We start from the raw sequence: 17,458 nt of genomic DNA, 5'->3' as shown, positions 1-17,458 counted from the left end.
GCGTCCTCACCGCGCTGGGTGTTTTGTTCTTTACCGCGCCATGCGAGGTGCCGGCCGGGCTCCTCTGCCGGCGCATCTCGCGGCCGCGGCGACCGTTGCAACCGCTGCGATCCAGATCAATGTGCTCACGGCGGGTCACAGTACCGGCCACCCGGGCCGTCCCCGTTTCGTACGGGCGCGTGCGGGCCGGACAGCCGCCGGGCGCCCGGCACGGCCGCGCCGTCACGCCGTGGAGCCGTCACCCCGCTCGTACGGGCCCGCCGCCGTTCGTACGGGCCCGCGTGCGTCAGGCCCGCCCGCCGCGGACGAGCCCGCCCACCACACCGGACGAGCGCGCCGGGGGGCGGCACGGGCCCGCGTTCCGGTGGCCCAGTGGCGGCACGGGCCCCGTGGGCCGGTGGCCCCGGCGCGGGGCCCGGGATCAGCCGCGGACGAGGCCCAGACGGGCGCGCAGGCTCGTGGTGCGGTCGTCGGCGGCCACGGACGCGGCGCCGTCGGTCACCGTCTCGTAGACCGCCAGGATGTCCGCCCCGACCGTCGACCAGTCGAAGCGCCGCACATGCCGGCTGCCCCGCTCGCGCAGCTCGGCCAGCCGCTCCGGGGCGCCCAGCAGCCGTACCGCGGTCCGGGCGAGCGCGTCGGCGTCCTCGTTGGCGAACAATTCCCCGGCCTCTCCCCCGTCGAGCACCTGCGCGAAGGCGTCCAGATCGCTGGCGAGCACCGCCGCGCCCGCCGACATCGCCTCCACGAGGATGATCCCGAAGCTCTCGCCGCCGGTGTTCGGCGCCACGTACAGATCCACGCTGCGCAGCAGCCGCGCCTTGTCCTCGTCGCTGACCATGCCGAGGAACTCGACGCGCTCCCGCACTTCGGCGGGCAGTCCGGAGACGGCCTCCTTCTCGTCGCCGCGGCCGGCGACCAGCAGCCGGGTGCCGGGGCGGTCCTGGAGAATTCCGGGGAGCGCTTTCATCAGCACCGGAAGTCCCTTACGTTGCTCGTCGATCCTGCCGATGAAGCCGATCGTGTCCCCCTGCCACTCCGCCTTGGGCTCGGCGTCGGCGAAGAAGTCCACATCGACGCCGTTGGGGATCACGACCGCGTCGCCGCCCAGATGCTCGACCAGCGTCCGCCGGGCGTACTCGCTCACCGCGATCCGCGCGCTGATCTTCTCCAGCGCGGGCTGCAGGATCGGATACGCGGCGATCATCGCCCGGGAGCGCGGATTGGAGGTGTGGAAGGTCGCCACGATCGGCCCCTGCGCCGCCCAGCAGGAGAGCAGTCCGAGCGACGGTGACGTGGGCTCGTGGATGTGCAGCACCTCGAAGTCGCCGTCGTGCAGCCAGCGGCGCACCCGTGCGGCGGAGAGGAATCCGAAGTTCAGCCGGGCCACGGAGCCGTTGTACGGCACGGGTACGGCGCGGCCCGCCGAGACGACGTACGGCGGCAGCGGCGTCTCGTCGTCCGCCGGGGCCAGCACGGACACCTCGTGCCCGAGCCGGATCAGACACTCGGCCAGATCGCGGATATGGAACTGGACACCGCCCGGCACATCCCAGGAGTACGGGCAGACGATCCCGATCCTCACGGTGTCCCCGTTCCCGAGCCCTGGCCGGGACCGGCGGGGCCGTCGGGCCCGGCCGCCCCGGTCTCGAGGTCCTTGATCCACAGCCGTTGCAGCATGTGCCAGTCCTCCGGATGCTCGGCGATCCCCGAGGCGAACACATCGGCCAGCGCCTGCGTCATCACCGCGGTCTTCTCCGCACGGTGGCCCGCCCGCGGAACCTCGACCGGGGGGTGGACCCGGCCCCGCATGACCGACGACCCGTCGTACCAGAGGGTGACGGGCAGCAGCAGCGCCCCTGTCTGCTGGGCGAGTATCGCCGGGCCCGCCGGCATCCGCGCCGCGTCCCCGAAGAAGGACACCTCGACGCCGGAGGCGGACAGGTCCCGGTCGGCGACCAGGCACACCAGCCCGCCGGCGCGGAGCCGCCGGGCGAGGGTGCCGAACGCGCTGCCGCCGGTGTGCGGCAGCACCTCCATGCCCAGGCCCTCGCGGTAGGCGACGAACCGGTCGTAGAGGGACTCCGGCTTGAGCCGCTGGGCGACGGTGGTGAAGGGCACCCCGAGCACGGTGGTGACCCAGGCACCCGCGAGGTCCCAGTTCGCCAGGTGCGGCAGCGCGAGTATCACGCCTCGGCCCTTCGCCAGGCCCTCCTCCAGCAGATCCACGTCCTTGACTTCGAGCCCGGTCCTGATCCGCTCCTCGCTCCAGGCCGGCAGCCGGAAGGACTCCATCCAGTAGCGCATATACGAACGCATGCCCGCGCGGGAGAGCTCCGCCAGGCGCTGCGGGGTCGCGTCCGGCACCACGCGCGCGAGGTTGGACTCCAGCCGCAGCACACCCTTGCCGCGCCGCTTCCAGGCGGTGTCGGCGATCCGCTGCCCCAGGGCCACGGCCACCGGCTCGGGCAGATGCTTGACCGTGCCCCAGCCGAGCCCGTACAGCGCGTCGGTGATGCGGTGCCTCATGTCGCCTCGCTCCCCTGTGCGGCGGCCGTGCCATCGGCCTCCGCCGCCTCCCGCCGTACGGTGACCATACGCTGTCCGAGCGTGACCAGACTGCCCACCGCCACGATCCACAGAGCGATCGGCAGCAGCACGTCGATATGCGGCACACCGAACGCGTGCAGCCCCGACAGACCGGCCGCCACCAGGGCCACCACCAGGCGCTCGGCGCGCTCCACCAGCCCGTTGACGTTCACCGGCAGTCCGATGCTCTCGCCCCGGGCCTTGGTGTACGAGACCACCTGGCCGCTGGCCAGGCAGAAGATGGCGACCGCGCAGAGCAGCAGGTCGTCACCGCGGCCCGCGTACCAGAGCGCCAGCCCGCCGAAGATCGCGGCATCCGCGACACGGTCGAGCGTGGAGTCCAGAAAGGCGCCCCACCGGCTCGACCTGCCCAATTGCCGGGCCATGTTCCCGTCCACCAGGTCCGAGAAGACGAACAGGGTGATCACAATGGTGCCCCAGAAAAGCTCACCCCGGGGGAAGAAGACCAGGGCGCCCGCCACCACTCCGGCGGTACCGGTGACGGTCACTGCGTCGGGGCTGATGCCCAGGCGCAGCAGCAGCGCGGCGAACGGTGTGAGAACACGCGTGAAAAACGCACGCGCGTACTTGTTCAGCATGGCCTTCCCGGAGGGTCGGTGGGGGCCGCGCGGCCCCAGTGGCCACCGGCGGCCCCATCGTAGCCAGCCCCGCTGCGGGGCCGCGGGGTGCACCCGTGCCGTCCCTCGCGCCTACGACGTATGGACGCATGGTGACGGTGGTGGAAAGCTCGAAGAACGCAGCACGTGCAGACCGGGAGGCGACGCACATGGGCGACAGGACGAACACCCACCCCGGGGCCGCCGGCAGGGCGGCGACGGCCGACCGGCCCTCTTCCCTTCGGAACGTGGTGCTGGTCGGCCACAGCGGATCCGGGAAAACCACCCTGGTCGAAGCCCTCGCCCTCGCGGCGGGCGCGGTGAACCGGGCAGGCCGGGTCGAGGACGGCGGCACACTCTCCGACTACGACGAGATCGAACACCGGCAGCAACGCTCGGTACAGCTCTCCCTCGTTCCTGTGGAATGGGGCGGAGTCAAGATCAATCTCCTGGACACTCCCGGATACGCCGACTTCGTCGGGGAGTTGAGGGCCGGTCTGCGAGCAGCGGACGCGGCCCTTTTCGTCGTCTCGGCGGCGGACGGCGTGGACGGCTCGACCCGCATGGTCTGGGAGGAGTGCGCCGCGGTGGGGATGCCGCGCGCGATCGTGGTGACCCACCTGGAGTCCGCCCGCGCCGACTTCGAGGAGATGACGGCGGTCTGCGGCCGGGTCTTCGGGGGCGACGATCCGGACGCGGTCCTGCCGCTGTACCTCCCGCTGCACGGCGAGGAGGCACCGGACGGGCACGCGCCCGTGGCCGGGCTGATCGGCCTGCTCACCCAGCGGGTCTTCGACTACTCCTCGGGGGAGCGTACCGAGCAGCCGCCCGACCCCGAGCACCTTCCGCTGATCGAGGAGGCCCGTAACCGGCTCATCGAGGGGATCATCGCCGAGAGCGAGGACGAGAGCCTCATGGACCGCTATCTGGCGGGCGAGGACATCGACATCAAGACGCTGGTCCAGGATCTGGAGCGGGCGGTCGCCCGAGGTTCCTTCCATCCGGTGCTGGCCGCCGCACCCGCCGCCGAGGGCAGCAGGCAGGGCATTGGGACCGTGGAGTTGCTGGAGCTGATCACCGGTGGTTTCCCCACACCGCTGGAGCGCGAGGCACCCGCGGTCACCACCCCGGCGGGCGGTCCCCGGCCCGCCCTGGCGTGCGACCCCGAGGGGCCGCTGGCCGCGGAGGTGGTCAAGACCGCTTCCGACCCGTACGTCGGCCGGATCAGCCTGGTCCGGGTGTTCTCGGGCACGCTGCGCCCCGACGAGACCGTGCATGTGTCCGGGCACGGGCTCGAGGACCGCGGCCATGAGGACCACGACGTGGACGAGCGGATCGGCGCGATATCCGCCCCGTTCGGCAAGCAGCAGCGAGTGCTCCCCGAGGCCATCGCGGGCGACCTCGCCTCCGTGGCCAAGCTGAGCCGGGCCGAAACGGGCGACACCATCTCGTCCAAGGACGATCCGCTGCTCATGGAGCCCTGGCTGATGCCCGACCCGCTGCTGCCGGTGGCGATCGAGGCGCACAGCAAGGCGGATGAGGACAAGCTCTCCCAGGGGCTGGCCCGGCTGGTCGCCGAGGACCCGACGATGCGGCTGGAACAGAACCCGGACACCCACCAGGTGGTGCTCTGGTGTCTGGGCGAGGCGCATATGGATGTGGCGCTGGAGCGGCTGCGCAGCCGGTACGGCGTCCAGGTCGACGCCGTACCGCACCGGGTGTCGCTGCGCGAGACGTTCGGCGAACGGGCCTCCGGGCGCGGCCGCCATGTCAAACAGTCCGGCGGGCACGGACAGTTCGCGATCTGCGAGATCGAGGTGGAACCGCTGCCCGCGGGCTCCGGTATCGAGTTCGTCGACAAGGTCGTCGGCGGGGCCGTGCCGCGGCAGTTCATCCCGTCGGTGGAGAAGGGCGTCCGGGCCCAGGCGCTCCGCGGCGTCGCCGCCGGCTACCAACTGGTGGACGTGCGGGTCACCCTGCTCGACGGCAAAGCCCACTCGGTGGACTCCTCCGACGCCGCATTCCAGACAGCGGGCGCGCTCGCGCTGCGCGAGGCGGCGGCGCAGGCCCATATCCATCTGCTGGAGCCGTATGCCGAGGTGCAGGTGCTGGTCGCGGACGAGTACGTCGGGCCGGTCATGAGTGATCTGTCCGGGCGCCGGGGCCGGGTGGTCGGCACCGACCAGGCCGGGGCGGGACGCACGCTCGTACGCGCCGAGATCCCCGAGATCGAGATCGGCCGTTACGCGGTGGACCTGCGGTCGCTGTCCCACGGCACGGGACGGTTCAGCCGGGCGTACTCCCGTCACGAGCCGATGCCGTCACAGCTGGCCGCGAAAGTCCGGGAACAGGCCGGATCCGGCGCATAGTTGCCCTGCCGCCCGCCCAACTGCCGTGCGGCGGGCGGCTCACCGCGGATACGCTGAGATGCAGTTCAGAAGGTGTGCCGGAGGCTGTGGCCGGGAAGAGCCGCAGCAGCGGATGCCGAACGGCGTTGGGGGCGGTAGTGGCAGAGGGCATTTTCGACTTCAGTCCCGGGGCGCAGGTACCGCTCTCCGGGGCGGCGGGGCAGACGGCGGCGACGAACGCGCTCGCCTCCGCCGCGTACCGCGACAGTCCCGTGGCGGACGTCCTGAAGGCGAACAACGAGTGGCACAAATCCGAGATCAAGGCGCCGAAACTGTCGCTGTTCGAGCCGAACCTCGGTGAGGCGTTCTCCCGTGCCGTGCAGGTGCGGATGCTCGGCGGTGCCCGGAACCCACTGATCCAGTCCTTCGGCACCGAGCCGCAGGCCGTGGTGGAGCACTGTCTGGCCGCCAACCGCATCCGCAAGGAGCGCGACACCCGGCTGACCGCGGTGATGGCGGTCTTCGGGCTGCTGTTCCTGCCCGGGATGCTGATCTGGCTCGCCGCGTTCCAGTTGCGCCGTACGCTCGCGGGCGGGCAGAACCGCGGGGCGGGCGCGCTGGGCACGGTCGTACTCGTCGCGGTGAGTGGACTGGCCGTGCTGCTGCTGATCAAGCCTCCGCTGACCGGCGTGGCGGCGCTCTATCTGCGGGTCGTGATGGTCGCCCCGGTGCTCGGATGGCTGTGGGCGAAGCGGATCTGCGAGCATACGGCGAAGGATCTCCGTGACCGCTGGGACGGGCTGCTGTCGGGCGGCGGCATCGCGGCGAAGATCCCCGAGGCGGTGCCGCAGAATCCGAACGAGACGAGCGCCGAGCGGCTGCGCCAGGGGCTGGCCATGCTCACCGCCGAGCAGCGCAGCAATCTGGTCTTCTACGCCGGCCCCAAGGGAATACTCGGCATGGGCACCCGCTGGGGCAGCTGGCACCTCGCGGAGGAGCTGGTCTCGAGCGACCCGGACAAGGACATCAACCCCTTCCGCAGCTGGGACGTCATCCGCGCGATCCACGACCAGCTGCGGATGCTCGAGCGCGGGCCGCTGCACACCGGCGGGTTCCCGACTCCTTCGGTGACGCACTGGGTGGTGTCGCCGATCGGGGAGGGTGCGAAGGAGGTGGCCCGGCCGAGCGGCACGGACACCGACCACTTCCAGATCAAGAGCGCGGAGATACAGCGGATCTGCAACGAGCAGCAGTTCGGCAGCGGCAACCGCCATTATCTGGGCGTGCAGTTCGTCCTGTGGGACGGCCAGCTGGTGATCACCCTGCTGGTCACGGTCACCGTGCTCCACCAGACGCTGCGGATCGAGGTGACCGGCCACGCCCTGGGCCCGGTGCACCCGCTGTTCACCACCAAGCCCGCGGCGCCGACCAAGGAGGTCTCCAAGAGCGTGAAGTTCTGGGAGACCCGGACGGTGAACCTGCCGCTGGTGGACCCCAAGGAGGTCGTACGGCTCACCGCGCGCGCTCCTCTGACCTGGTTCCCCTCGGTGCTGGACTTCCTCGGCGGGCAGCTGACTCTGCCGGAGCCGTTCGGTCTGCGGCATGCCTGGGCGGACCAGCCGTGGCGGCACCGCTTCATGGCGGACGACGCCCTCCGGGCGGCCACACCGGTCCTGCGGGTGGTGCATGCGGCGGCGATCCGTGTGCTGGAGGAGAACGGCGTGGACACCGAGAACTTCGGCAACCGCTCGTCCTTCCTCAGCGGCGCGGTCCAGGGCGCGGAGCCCCGGCAGGCGGACGTCTACAACGCGTAGGGCCCTCCGGGCGGGTACGAGCGGGTGAGAAAGCCCCAGGCCGGAGGGTCCCCATGCGACCGTCAGGTTGCGGTGATCGTCGAATGCGGGCGCCGCGCCTGCGGTTGCGGAAGCGGTGCGCCGGATACGGGCGAATGGCGAATACGGCCGGACTCCCCCTACTGCCGGGTGCCCCCACGGCCGGGAGCCGGGGAGGCCCGGCAAGGGGGTGGGACAGTCCCGAAGCCCCGCTGATGCTCCTGACGACGCCGGGAGGCAGACGCTGGCGGTCTTCCGCGCGGACAGCACTGCCGACAGGGCACCCTGGTGCGCCCCGGCCACGAAACCACGGCCCCGTCCCCGAGGCGCTGCCGATCGCGGCCCGCTACCGGGGCCGGCCCCTGGCCCGCGGTCCGCGCCCGGGGCCGGGCCCTTGGGTAGCGGGCCTGGTGCCCGGATCTACGCGGGTGTGCCCGGAGCAGGCCAGGCGTCGGCGAGCATACGGCGGGTGTCGGCGAGCAGCTGCGGAAGAACCTTCGTATGGCCGACGACCGGCATGAAGTTGGTGTCGCCGCCCCACCTCGGCACCACGTGCTGGTGCAGATGGGCGGCGATACCGGCGCCCGCGACCGTTCCCTGGTTCATCCCGATGTTGAAGCCGTGGGCCCCGGAGGCGGTACGCAGGGCGACCAGGGCCGCCTTGGTGAACTCCGCGAGCTCCATCGTCTCCGCGGCGTCGAGGCCGGTGTAGTCGGCGACATGCCGGAAGGGGACGACCATGAGGTGGCCGCCGTTGTACGGGTAGAGGTTCAGCACCGCGTAGACGCGCTCACCGCGGGCGATGACCAGCCCGTCCTCGTCGGACTTCTCCGGGATGGTGCAGAACGGACAGCCGTCGTCGGCTCCCGGCCCGGTGGGCTTGTTCTCTCCCTGGATGTAAGCCATCCGGTGGGGTGTCCACAGCCGCTGGAAGGCGTCCTGCGTTCCCACTCCGATCTGCTGTTCCGGCTCACTCGTCATGCTGTGCAGCATATGACTTCGCCCGTTCGGAGCGTGTCGCCGGGGCGGCTGCCGCGGCGCGGCCGCGATGCTGAGCCGATGGACGACAACAGCAGGGTGCAGCGGTGGGAGCGGTACGGCCAGGTGCCGCTGCTCCTGGCCTCCCTGCTGTACCTCACGGCGTACACGGTGCTCGTACTGCTCCCGCGTCTGTCGCCGGGCGGGCGCACCTTCTGGGTGGCGGTCACGGTCTGCACCTGGGCGGCCTTCGCCGTCGACTATGCCGTGCGGCTGGCGCTGAGCAGCCGCCGCCGGGAGTTCGTCCGACGCCACTGGCTGGACCTGCTGGTGCTCCTGCTGCCCCTGTTGCGGCCGCTGCGGATGGTCCAGGTGTACGCGGCGGCTCAGGCGCGCCGTCCTCACCCGCGGCTGACTCTGGAAGGCCAGGTGATGGCGCTCGCCTCCCTGACCACGCTGCTGCTGGGCTACACCGGCAGCCTGGCCGTCTACCAGGCGGAGCGCCACGCGCCGGGGGCATCGATCGTCTCGTTCGGTGACGCGGTGTGGTGGGCCTGTGTGACCCTCTCCACCACGGGGTACGGCGATGTGGTCCCGGTGACGGTGCGCGGCCGGGTCGTCGCGGCCGTGGTGATGGCCCTCGGTGTCGGGCTGATCGGCGCGGTGGTCGGGGTGTTCTCGTCCTGGCTGGTGAACAGGTTCCGAGTGCGCACGGAAGAGGCACACAAGCCCCCGGGTTCCGGCCGGAGCGGGCCGGAACCCGGGGGCGGCGGCAGCTGATCAGACCTGGACCCGGTCCTCGACGGCCCCCAGGATTTCGGCGACGGCCTCGTCGACCGGCACCCCGTTCTTCTGCTCGCCGTTGCGGTAGCGGAAGGAGACCGCGCCCTTCGAGACGTCGTCGTCGCCCGCGATCAGCATGTACGGGACCTTGGCCTTCTGGGCGTTGCGGATCTTCTTCTGCATCCGGTCCGAGGAGGAGTCCACCTCGACCCGGATGCCCTTCGCCCTGAGCTTGGCGGCGACTTCCCGGAGGTACGGCACATGGTCGTCGCCGATCGGGATACCCACCGCCTGGACCGGGGCGAGCCAGGCCGGGAAGGCGCCCGCGTAGTGCTCCAGCAGCACGGCGAAGAACCGCTCGATCGAGCCGAACAGCGCACGGTGGATCATGACCGGGCGCTGCCGGGAGCCGTCAGCGGCGGTGTACTCGAGGTCGAAGCGGTCCGGCAGGTTGAAGTCGACCTGGATGGTGGACATCTGCCAGGTGCGGCCGATCGCGTCCTTCGCCTGGACGGAGATCTTCGGCCCGTAGAAGGCGGCGCCGCCCGGGTCCATGACCAGGTCCAGGCCCTGCTTCTCGGCCGCCTCGCGCAGCGCCTCGGTGGCCTGCTCCCAGTTCTCGTCCGAGCCGATGAACTTCTCCGGGTCCTTGGTGGACAGCTCCAGATAGAAGTCCTCCAGGCCGTAGTCGCGCAGCAGGTTCAGCACGAAGGTGAGGAGGGAGTCGAGCTCGTCCGCCATCTGCTCGCGGGTGCAGTAGATGTGCGCGTCGTCCTGGGTGAAGCCGCGGGCGCGGGTGAGGCCGTGCACGACACCGGACTTCTCGTAGCGGTAGACGGTGCCGAACTCGAAGAGCCGTAGCGGCAGTTCACGGTACGAGCGTCCCCGCGCGTCGAAGATCAGGTTGTGCATGGGGCAGTTCATCGGCTTCAGGTAGTAGTCGATGCCCTCGTCGAGCTGCATGGGCGGGTACATGCCGTCGGCGTACCAGTCGAGGTGGCCCGACTTCTCGAACAGCTTCCCCTTGGTGGCGTGCGGGGTGTAGACGAACTCGTAGCCCGACTCCTCGTGCCGCTTGCGCGAGTAGTCCTCCATGACCCGGCGGATGATGCCGCCCTTGGGGTGGAAGACCGCGAGGCCCGAACCGATGTCCTCCGGGATGGAGAAGAGGTCCAGCTCGGATCCGAGCTTGCGGTGGTCGCGCTTCTCGGCCTCCGCGAGGAAGTCCAGATGTGCCTTGAGCTGGTCCTTCGTCGGCCAGGCGGTGCCGTAGATCCGCTGGAGCTGCTTGTTCTTCTCGCTGCCGCGCCAGTAGGCGGCGGCGGAGCGCATCAGCTTGAAGGCCGGGATGACCCGGGTGGTCGGCAGGTGCGGACCACGGCAGAGGTCCTTCCAGCACAGGTCGCCGGTCTTCGGATCCAGGTTGTCGTAGATGGTCAGCTCGCCGGCGCCGACCTCGGCGGACGCGCCCTCGGCGGCGTCGGCCGCGGAGCCCTTGAGCCCGATGAGCTCCAGCTTGTACGGCTCCCCCACCAGCTCCTCACGGGCGGCGTCGTCGGAGACCGCGCGCCGCGAGAAGCGCTGTCCGCGCTTGACGATCTCCTGCATCTTCTTCTCGATGCGCTTGAGATCGTCCGGGTGGAAGGGGGTCTCGACGTCGAAGTCGTAGTAGAAGCCGTCCTTGATGGGCGGGCCGATGCCGAGCTTGGCCTCGGGGAAGAGCTCCTGCACGGCCTGTGCCATGACGTGCGCGGTGGAGTGGCGCAGGATGTTGAGGCCGTCCGGGGAGTCGATCAGCACGGCCTCGACCTCGTCGCCCTCGGCGACTTCGTACGCCAGGTCCTTGAGCTGGGCGCCCACGCGCGCCGCGACAACGGCGCGGTCCCCGCCGAGGAGTTCCGCCGCCGTCGTGCCCGTGGTCACCACGCGCTCTTCCCGCTCGGAATCGCGTTGGATGATCACACGGACGTCTGACACCGGTCTCTCCTGACTCATGGGGTGCGACAGCGGACGCTGCGCGCATGAATCGTACCGAGCCGGGCGGGCCGTCCGCGAAATGGTTACGGGCAGCCGCACGGCCCCGCCCGGTGCCGCGCCTCGTGGCGCCGGGGGCAGTCTTTTCCATCGATTCCGTACGGTTACGGCGGACAGTGGCCGATAGTGTCCGGTATGGGTATCGACTGGAACGAGCAGCTGGGCGAGCAGCTCGACCGGCACTGGCGCAAGCAGCTGCGCCCGCGCCTGGACGGGCTCTCGGACGACGAGTACTTCTGGGAGCCGGTGCCCGGCTGCTGGAGCGTACGCCCCCGGGGCGAGAGCACGGCCCCGATCACGGCGGGCGCGGGCGGTTTCACGATCGATTTCGCCGTCCCCGAGCCCGACCCGCCCCGGGTGACGACCATCGCCTGGCGGCTCGGCCACCTCATCGTCGGGGTGCTGGGCGCGCGCGTCGCCGCCCACTTCGGCGGCCCTCCGGCCGACTACCAGAGCTTTGTGTACGCGGGCACCGCCGAGCGGGCCCTCGCCCAGCTCGACGAGGCCTATTCGGGGTGGGCCGAGGGGGTGCGCGGTCTCGGCGAGGAAGGGCTGGCGCGGCCCTGCGGACCGGCCGAAGGGCCGTACGCCGACGAACCCCTGGCCGCGCTCGTCCTGCACATCAACCGCGAAGTGATCCACCACGGCGCGGAAATCGCCCTGCTCCGCGATCTCTACCGCCACCGGAAGTCACAGATCTTCTAGGGCCGCGTCTGCCAGGGTTCACCCCGCTCGCCGCCCCGGCACCGCCTCCCCGGCTATCGCGGGAAGGGTCCCAGTCGGCTGCATGGTCCGACCGGCAGAGCAGGCCCTCGCCCGGCCCTCGCCCGGCCCTCGGCCTGGGGGGCCCGGCGGCAGGTCCGGCGCGCGTTGCGGCTGACCGCGCCCGGTCACGTCGCCACCGGGCGGATCTCGGCTGACCGGCACCGGCGTTCGCCCGTGGTGCGCATCCCGTCGCGCCGTCCACCCGGGAAGCCTGGCCTGGGGAGTCCGACCGCACGGCGGTGGGGAGTCCCGGGGACCTCGCGGGTCCCGGGCGCCGTCGGCCCCGCTATGCGTCGTCGCCGCAGGCCTCCTCGAAGAAACCGAGTTTCTCCTGGAGCGACTTCATCAGACGGTCCCGTTCCGCCTCCTCGACCTGGACCGGCACGACGCGGGACGCACCGGTCAGGCGGCGGAAGCCGCCCCGGCTCTCCAGCCGCCCGCTCACCCTGATCGGCACGCCGACGAGGTGCGCCTGACCGGCGATCCGGTAGGCGTCCTCCTCCAGCATCAGCCGCACCTGTGCGACATCCGCTCCGGCGAGCACCCGCAGCCGTACGGTTCCGGGGCCGCCCGGGGCCGAGCGGCGCATCCGTACCACCGCGCCCGTGATCCGCACCGGCACGGACGGCTCGTCGCGCACATACCGCGCGCCCGCGTCCCGTAACGCCGGGAGGTCGCCCGGCGAGAACTCCACCGGCTCGGGCCGGGGTCCGAAGCCGTCCGGGGCACCGGCGGCGGGCGACCACTCCAGGGCCACCCGTATCCCCTCCGAACCCCGTACCAGCGCCACGAGCGACTCGGTCAGCTCCTGGCACACCCCGAGCTCCACGGCGGCGTCGAAGGCCTCCATGCCACCGGTGGCGCGCTGGTAGTCGGTGGCGTCCCGGGCCCCCTGCAGAGCGCGCAGCAGGGTGGTGACGGTCGCCCGGCCGTCCTCGACGGGCACGAACACCGTCAGCCGCCGGCCCCCGCCCGCCCCGTCGCCGATGAGCACCTGCTCGAGCGCGGCCTCGGCCTGCGCCCGGTGGCGGGCGCCGTGGTAGCCGGCGCGGCTCCGCGCGGCGAGGGCGCCGGCCAGCAGCATGGCCCGCGCTCCCGCCCGCAGCCGCTCCTGTGCGGACCAGGACGCCGCGCCACGGGCCTCCCCCGGCACATCGCGCCACCAGCGGATCTCATCGCTGGGCACGGCCAGACCCACGAGGACGTCGCGGGCGGACGGGGCCGCGCTGCGGGCCAGCGCCATCAGGGCCTCGGCCATCAGGTCCCCGCTGTCGGGGAAGGACCGGCTCTCGGGCACGAGCAGGCTGGTGCCGCCGGCGGCCCCGCCGGGCGGGGTCCAGCGGGCGTACCGGCCGGCGGCACCACCGCGCCGCCGCCAGCCGTGCCGGGCCAGCAGCGCGCTCAGGACGACGGGGTCGACCTGGGCGGGCCGGAGTCCATCGGCGGACGGGGAGGTCCCTCCCGCGTCCGTCGGGTGGGGTGACGCAGCCGACGGGGCGAACGGGCTGCCCACCGCCGGGAACCCTGGCAGCCCTGGTACGACGTGCTCGTCAGGCCGGTGCATTCATGGTCTCCCTCCCACCCCGACCCTGGTCATGATCTCGCAGAGTGCTCGGTCGTCGAAGATCCGAGTGGTCGGGATCCGGACGGTGGTCCTGTGCCTCCCGGTCACGGCGTGGCCGGCGAGGTTGGTCCAGTAGCAGCAGTGCCGCAGTTCGAGGCGGTCGTGGGAGGCGCGCAGCCAGTCCTCGGGGGTCCGCGGCACCAGCATCACGACCAGGATCTTGTGCACCGAGACCGGTGTGCGGGCGAGCTTCACCAGATGGTCGTTGTCGAGGGTGAAGGAGAACGCCGGCGCGGCCGGGCGCGGGGCCGTCTGGTACGTGCACTTGAGCTGCACCTTGATCGTCACTTCGTCGTCGACCGCGTGGCCGGGAGCGCTGTGGCTGACGTGCCAGTCGATGCCGTTGTCCGGGAAGGGCTGTGCGAGCGAGCATCCCGCCGCCGCCGCGACCGCATGGAGATAGCCCACCTGGAGTGTCTCCATGCAGGCGGTGGTGGCGAGCCCGCCGCGCCGCGGTGCGGTCCGCTCCGGCAGGAGCCCTCCCGGTTCGGGCTGCGCGAGCGCCATGTCCGAAGAGCCTTCCGGGCCTACTGATCTGTTGCCCCGTCAGCGGGCCGTAGTTGTCAACGGCCCGTCATCTGTGTTGTCTCCGCTCGGCGTACAGGACAAACGGCCCGGGTATCACCAGGTCGGGCGGGGACCGTTTCTCATCTTCCGGTGCTCATCCGCCGGGCTCGCGCGAGGAGTTATGGACATGCCGTGCTGGTTCGAGGGGCCACTCGCCGCATTCGACACCGAGACCACCGGAGTGGATGTCGAGCAGGACCGGATAGTCTCCGCCGCCGTGGTGCGGCAGAGCGCTCCCGGGGCCATGCCGCTGGTCACCCGATGGCTGGTCAATCCGGGCATACCCGTACCCGAGGCGGCGACTGCCGTACACGGGCTGACCGATGACCACCTCCAGCGGCACGGCCGGTGGCCCGCGCCGGTGATGGAGGAAGTGGCGCGGGAGCTGGTCACGCAGTCCGCGGCGGGGACGCCCCTCGTGGTGATGAACGCGCCGTTCGATCTCACGCTGCTGGACCGGGAGTTGAAGCGGCACCGGGCATCGTCGCTCGCCTCCTGTCTGGGCGGCGCGTCGCTGTGTGTGCTCGATCCGCGCGTGCTCGACAAGCATCTGGACCGGTACCGGAAAGGTCGCCGGACGCTCACCGATCTCTGTGAGCACTACGGCGTGGTGCTGACCGGCGCGCATGACGCCGCGGCGGACGCGGCGGCGGCGCTGGAGCTCGTACGGGCGGTGGGCCGCCGTTTCGCGGCCCGCCTGGAGTCGCTGAGCGCGGCCGAGATCCACGCCCGTCAGGCGGTGTGGCACGCGGCTCAGGCACGGGGCCTGCAGGCGTGGTTCGCACACAACGGCTCCTCCGAGGCCGTCGACCCGGCGTGGCCGCTGCGCCCGGCCCTGACCACCGCCGCGTAGCACCGCGACGGGGAAGGCCTGCCGGGAAGCCCGCGGAGTCCGGTGGCTCCCCCCAGCCTTGGCCGGGGGCACCCCCGCCCGGCCGAAGGCTGCGAGAGCATCGCAGAGCGACGGGCGCCTCCGTACGGGCTCTGCGGGAGGTCGTCCCCGCTCCCCGGCAGCAGGTGCCCCGGCGCAGGGGTGACCTCCCCGGCTTGCGCGGGGCCGGTGTACGGGCAGGTGGCGTCGGGTCCGGCGCCGGCCCTCCCGGAAGCCGGGTGCACTGGACGCCGAAGGCCGGGGCGCCCGTTGGCGTCCCGGCCTGGAGAGGGTGGACCGTGCACGTGCTGACTCGAACCGGCACGCCCACCCCGACGGACCGCACGGGGGTGCGGGTGGCGAAGCCCCCGCCCACGAGGCGGAGCCGAGCAGAAATGACGAGGCCGACACGGGTCCGCGCTATGTGCGGACCCGCGTCGGCCTCGGTCTCGTGGGCGATACTGGGTTCGAACCAGTGACCTCTTCGGTGTGAACGAAGCGCTCTCCCACTGAGCTAATCGCCCCTCGCGCCGTGGAGCTGGGCCCCGTGGCACGGCCTGAACAATACAGTGCGCGGGAGAGTTCCTTCAAACGACATCGGCGGGCCTCCGGCGCAGGCCGCGGCGGCCCCGTACCTCATCGGCGGATGGCCGGCCGGAAGAGCGGACGGCAGGCCACGGCGACCCTCCGCACCGGCGCTCCGCGCGCCTTCACCGCCTGCGCGGAGAAGGCAGCATGCCTCCCCAGGACGTCCTCGCGGCACATCTCCCCCCAGGACGCGGCCCGCAGCACGCCTCCCCGCCGCTCGTCTCCACGGCCCACCGGCTCCGCCCTTCCCGAGCCCCGGCCGTCACCGTCGCCCAGCGGCCCGGCCGTCGGATCCCGCGCGCTCTCACGGACGGTGACAACCGGCCGTAGGGGCAGTACGGAACCTCGCCGACCGTGCGTAGGGGCAGTACAGCCCCTCATCGACCGTACGTATCTCTCGAGCACCTGCCGCCCGGACGGGCCCTTCCGACTTTCCCGCGCCCCGTGGGCGATCGTCGGTACGGCGGCGGCGGCGCGGCGGCGGCGAAATGCGTGGCTGTGCCGGGGACCTGGGGCACTCGGCGCGACGCCGTACTCACCGGGACTGAGTACGCGTACCCATGCAGGGCGCGCGGCCGCACGACCACACTCCCCTGCATGGACAACGTGCCACGTTCTGACGCGCACGATCCGCAGGGCGGCCCGTCCGCGCCGGCCGGCTCCGGGGACGCCCGGCGGCGCACGAGCCTGGAAGAGGAGGTGCGCCAACTCGACCACGCCCTCGCGGGGATCGAGGCGGAGCGCGCCCGGCTGCTCGCACACCGGGCCCAACTGCTCATCCAGCTCTGGCAGATGACACCGCAGCCGATCGACGGGTCCCCGGCACGGTCCGCGGAGGGCGGCGGCCCGCGGGGCCGGACGTGCGGGGAGACCGGGCCGCGAGCGGTGCAGAACCTGCTGCTGGCCCTCGGCGGCGTCATGCTGGCGGTCGCGGTGACCGCCTTCGCCGTCGTCAGCTGGGGGCATCTGGGCATCGGTGGACGGGCCGCCGTACTGGGCGCGTTGACCCTCGCGACGATGGTCGCGCCCGCGCTGCTGCTGCGCCGCGCTCTCGTCGCGACTGCGGAGGTGCTGGGCTGTCTGGGCCTGGTCCTGCTGGTGCTGGACGCCTACGCGCTGCGCCGCGTGGCGCTGCCGGACACCGGCGGTGCGGCCTACGCGGCCGTCGCGAGCGCGGTGTCGGCGGCGCTCTGGGCGGCGTACGGGCTGTGGCTGCGGCGCCCCGCGGGCAGCGGCCGGCCGGGACTGCGGCTGCCGTTGCCTGTCGCCGTGGCTCTCGCGCAGTTGCCGCTCCCGCTGTGGGCCGTGGCGGCGGACGGCCCGGCGTTCGGCTCCGGCTCCGCGCTGCTCGCCACGGCGGTCTTCGACCTGATGGTGGCTCTGCGCTTCCGTACCCGGGGCGTATGCCGGGCCGCCGCGGTGGGCGGGACGCTGACGGGAGCCATGGGGGTGCTCCTGGCGCTCCGGATGTCCGTGGTCGCCACCACCTCGGCCGGGGCGGCGCAGGCCGCGCTGCTGCTGCTCGTGGCCGCGGCGGTGGGCGTCGCCGCTTCCTGGCGGCCGCTCTCCCCCGCAGCGCCGGTGGTGGCCGCCGCATGGCCGGCGGCGGTGGGCGGACTGTCGGCGGTGGCGGCGGTGGGCGGTGTGCTGCGTACCGCCCTACCGGATCAGTGGGGAGTCCTGGGCTATCTGCTGTGCGGCGCACTGCTCCTGGGGGCCGCCCGTGCTCTCTCCGGCCGCCCCCCGCTCGCGGCGGGGCTGGCGGGCGCCGCGGCACTGGTGCACGCGGCCGCGGCGGCCTGGACCGCTCCGGCCGTCGCCACCGCCGTACTGGCCCCCGTGAGCTGGGCCGGTGCGGTGTG

At 72.2% G+C, this 17,458-nt stretch carries 12 protein-coding genes, 1 tRNA gene and 1 pseudogene; 6 read left to right on the top strand and 8 right to left on the bottom strand.

The window, feature by feature from the left end:
• Positions 1–421 precede the first annotated feature (421 nt).
• The 3 genes from ACTWQE_RS29985 to pgsA are packed head-to-tail and all read right to left on the bottom strand — an operon-like array spanning position 422 to position 3,188.
• Complete coding sequence (locus tag ACTWQE_RS29985) at positions 422–1,585, bottom strand: glycosyltransferase family 4 protein (RefSeq protein ID WP_443332222.1); 1,164 nt, start codon at positions 1,583–1,585, stop codon at positions 422–424.
• A complete protein-coding gene (locus ACTWQE_RS29980) occupies positions 1,582–2,529 on the bottom strand; it encodes a phosphatidylinositol mannoside acyltransferase (protein WP_443332221.1) in 948 nt (315 codons plus the stop codon). The genes ACTWQE_RS29985 and ACTWQE_RS29980 overlap by 4 nt, the downstream gene beginning before the upstream one ends.
• Positions 2,526–3,188 carry a phosphatidylinositol phosphate synthase gene (gene pgsA / locus ACTWQE_RS29975; protein WP_443332220.1) on the bottom strand — a complete coding sequence of 221 codons (663 nt, stop codon included), beginning with the start codon at positions 3,186–3,188 and terminating at the stop codon, positions 2,526–2,528. Before pgsA ends, ACTWQE_RS29980 begins: the two co-directional genes overlap by 4 nt.
• Positions 3,189–3,376: 188 nt before the next feature.
• On the opposite strand from pgsA, the gene ACTWQE_RS29970 reads away from it, so the two are divergent.
• Positions 3,377–5,575, top strand: a complete 2,199-nt coding sequence (locus tag ACTWQE_RS29970) for an elongation factor G-like protein EF-G2 (protein ID WP_443332219.1) — start codon at positions 3,377–3,379, stop codon at positions 5,573–5,575.
• 137 nt (positions 5,576–5,712) lie between these two features.
• Entirely contained in the window at positions 5,713–7,368 is a 1,656-nt protein-coding gene (locus tag ACTWQE_RS29965) for a hypothetical protein (protein ID WP_443332218.1), read from the top strand.
• Positions 7,369–7,806: 438 nt separating this feature from the next.
• Here ACTWQE_RS29965 and ACTWQE_RS29960 read toward each other — a convergent pair whose 3' ends face one another.
• The gene (locus ACTWQE_RS29960) at positions 7,807–8,379 is read right to left on the bottom strand and encodes an HIT family protein (protein ID WP_443332217.1); all 573 of its coding nucleotides are present in this window, start codon (positions 8,377–8,379) and stop codon (positions 7,807–7,809) included.
• Between the two features lie 66 nt (positions 8,380–8,445).
• Between ACTWQE_RS29960 and ACTWQE_RS29955 the strand changes: the two genes are divergently transcribed.
• Positions 8,446–9,144 carry a potassium channel family protein gene (locus ACTWQE_RS29955; RefSeq protein ID WP_443332216.1) on the top strand — a complete coding sequence of 233 codons (699 nt, stop codon included), beginning with the start codon at positions 8,446–8,448 and terminating at the stop codon, positions 9,142–9,144.
• Here ACTWQE_RS29955 and thrS read toward each other — a convergent pair whose 3' ends face one another.
• Positions 9,145–11,124, bottom strand: a complete 1,980-nt coding sequence (gene thrS / locus ACTWQE_RS29950; RefSeq protein ID WP_443332215.1) for a threonine--tRNA ligase — start codon at positions 11,122–11,124, stop codon at positions 9,145–9,147.
• Positions 11,125–11,316: 192 nt separating this feature from the next.
• Between thrS and ACTWQE_RS29945 the strand changes: the two genes are divergently transcribed.
• Positions 11,317–11,886 (top strand): DinB family protein, encoded by a 570-nt coding sequence (locus tag ACTWQE_RS29945; protein WP_443332214.1) that lies wholly within the window; start codon positions 11,317–11,319, stop codon positions 11,884–11,886.
• A gap of 346 nt (positions 11,887–12,232) precedes the next feature.
• On the opposite strand, the gene ACTWQE_RS29940 is transcribed toward ACTWQE_RS29945, so the two are convergent.
• Both ACTWQE_RS29940 and ACTWQE_RS29935 read right to left on the bottom strand, forming a co-directional pair.
• Positions 12,233–13,510 carry a hypothetical protein gene (locus ACTWQE_RS29940; RefSeq protein ID WP_443332213.1) on the bottom strand — a complete coding sequence of 426 codons (1,278 nt, stop codon included), beginning with the start codon at positions 13,508–13,510 and terminating at the stop codon, positions 12,233–12,235.
• Positions 13,511–14,077: a DUF4365 domain-containing protein gene (locus tag ACTWQE_RS29935; protein WP_443332212.1), complete on the bottom strand. Its 567-nt coding sequence runs from the start codon at positions 14,075–14,077 to the stop codon at positions 13,511–13,513. It lies immediately after the preceding gene.
• A gap of 187 nt (positions 14,078–14,264) precedes the next feature.
• Between ACTWQE_RS29935 and ACTWQE_RS29930 the strand changes: the two genes are divergently transcribed.
• Positions 14,265–14,990: a 3'-5' exonuclease gene (locus ACTWQE_RS29930; RefSeq protein ID WP_443332211.1), complete on the top strand. Its 726-nt coding sequence runs from the start codon at positions 14,265–14,267 to the stop codon at positions 14,988–14,990.
• A gap of 470 nt (positions 14,991–15,460) precedes the next feature.
• On the opposite strand, the gene ACTWQE_RS29925 is transcribed toward ACTWQE_RS29930, so the two are convergent.
• Positions 15,461–15,532, bottom strand: a tRNA-Val gene (locus tag ACTWQE_RS29925).
• Between the two features lie 661 nt (positions 15,533–16,193).
• On the opposite strand from ACTWQE_RS29925, the pseudogene ACTWQE_RS29920 reads away from it, so the two are divergent.
• Positions 16,194–17,458: pseudogene (locus ACTWQE_RS29920) on the top strand (hypothetical protein); the annotation flags it as partial.

The sequence above is a fragment of the Streptomyces sp. 8N706 genome (assembly GCF_052245415.1).
GTDB lineage: Bacteria > Actinomycetota > Actinomycetes > Streptomycetales > Streptomycetaceae > Streptomyces.
This window is presented reverse-complemented; position numbering and strand designations above follow the sequence as displayed.

Excerpts from the sequence above, each read along its gene's own strand:
- ACTWQE_RS29980 (WP_443332221.1), bottom strand. The coding sequence starts at position 2,529 with ATGAGGCACCGCATCACCGACGCGCTGTACGGGCTCGGCTGGGGCACG.
- pgsA (WP_443332220.1), bottom strand. The coding sequence starts at position 3,188 with ATGCTGAACAAGTACGCGCGTGCGTTTTTCACGCGTGTTCTCACACCG.
- ACTWQE_RS29970 (WP_443332219.1), top strand. The coding sequence starts at position 3,377 with ATGGGCGACAGGACGAACACCCACCCCGGGGCCGCCGGCAGGGCGGCG.
- ACTWQE_RS29960 (WP_443332217.1), bottom strand. The coding sequence starts at position 8,379 with ATGCTGCACAGCATGACGAGTGAGCCGGAACAGCAGATCGGAGTGGGA.
- ACTWQE_RS29955 (WP_443332216.1), top strand. The coding sequence starts at position 8,446 with ATGGACGACAACAGCAGGGTGCAGCGGTGGGAGCGGTACGGCCAGGTG.
- ACTWQE_RS29945 (WP_443332214.1), top strand. The coding sequence starts at position 11,317 with ATGGGTATCGACTGGAACGAGCAGCTGGGCGAGCAGCTCGACCGGCAC.
- ACTWQE_RS29940 (WP_443332213.1), bottom strand. The coding sequence starts at position 13,510 with ATGCACCGGCCTGACGAGCACGTCGTACCAGGGCTGCCAGGGTTCCCG.
- ACTWQE_RS29935 (WP_443332212.1), bottom strand. The coding sequence starts at position 14,077 with ATGGCGCTCGCGCAGCCCGAACCGGGAGGGCTCCTGCCGGAGCGGACC.
- ACTWQE_RS29930 (WP_443332211.1), top strand. The coding sequence starts at position 14,265 with ATGCCGTGCTGGTTCGAGGGGCCACTCGCCGCATTCGACACCGAGACC.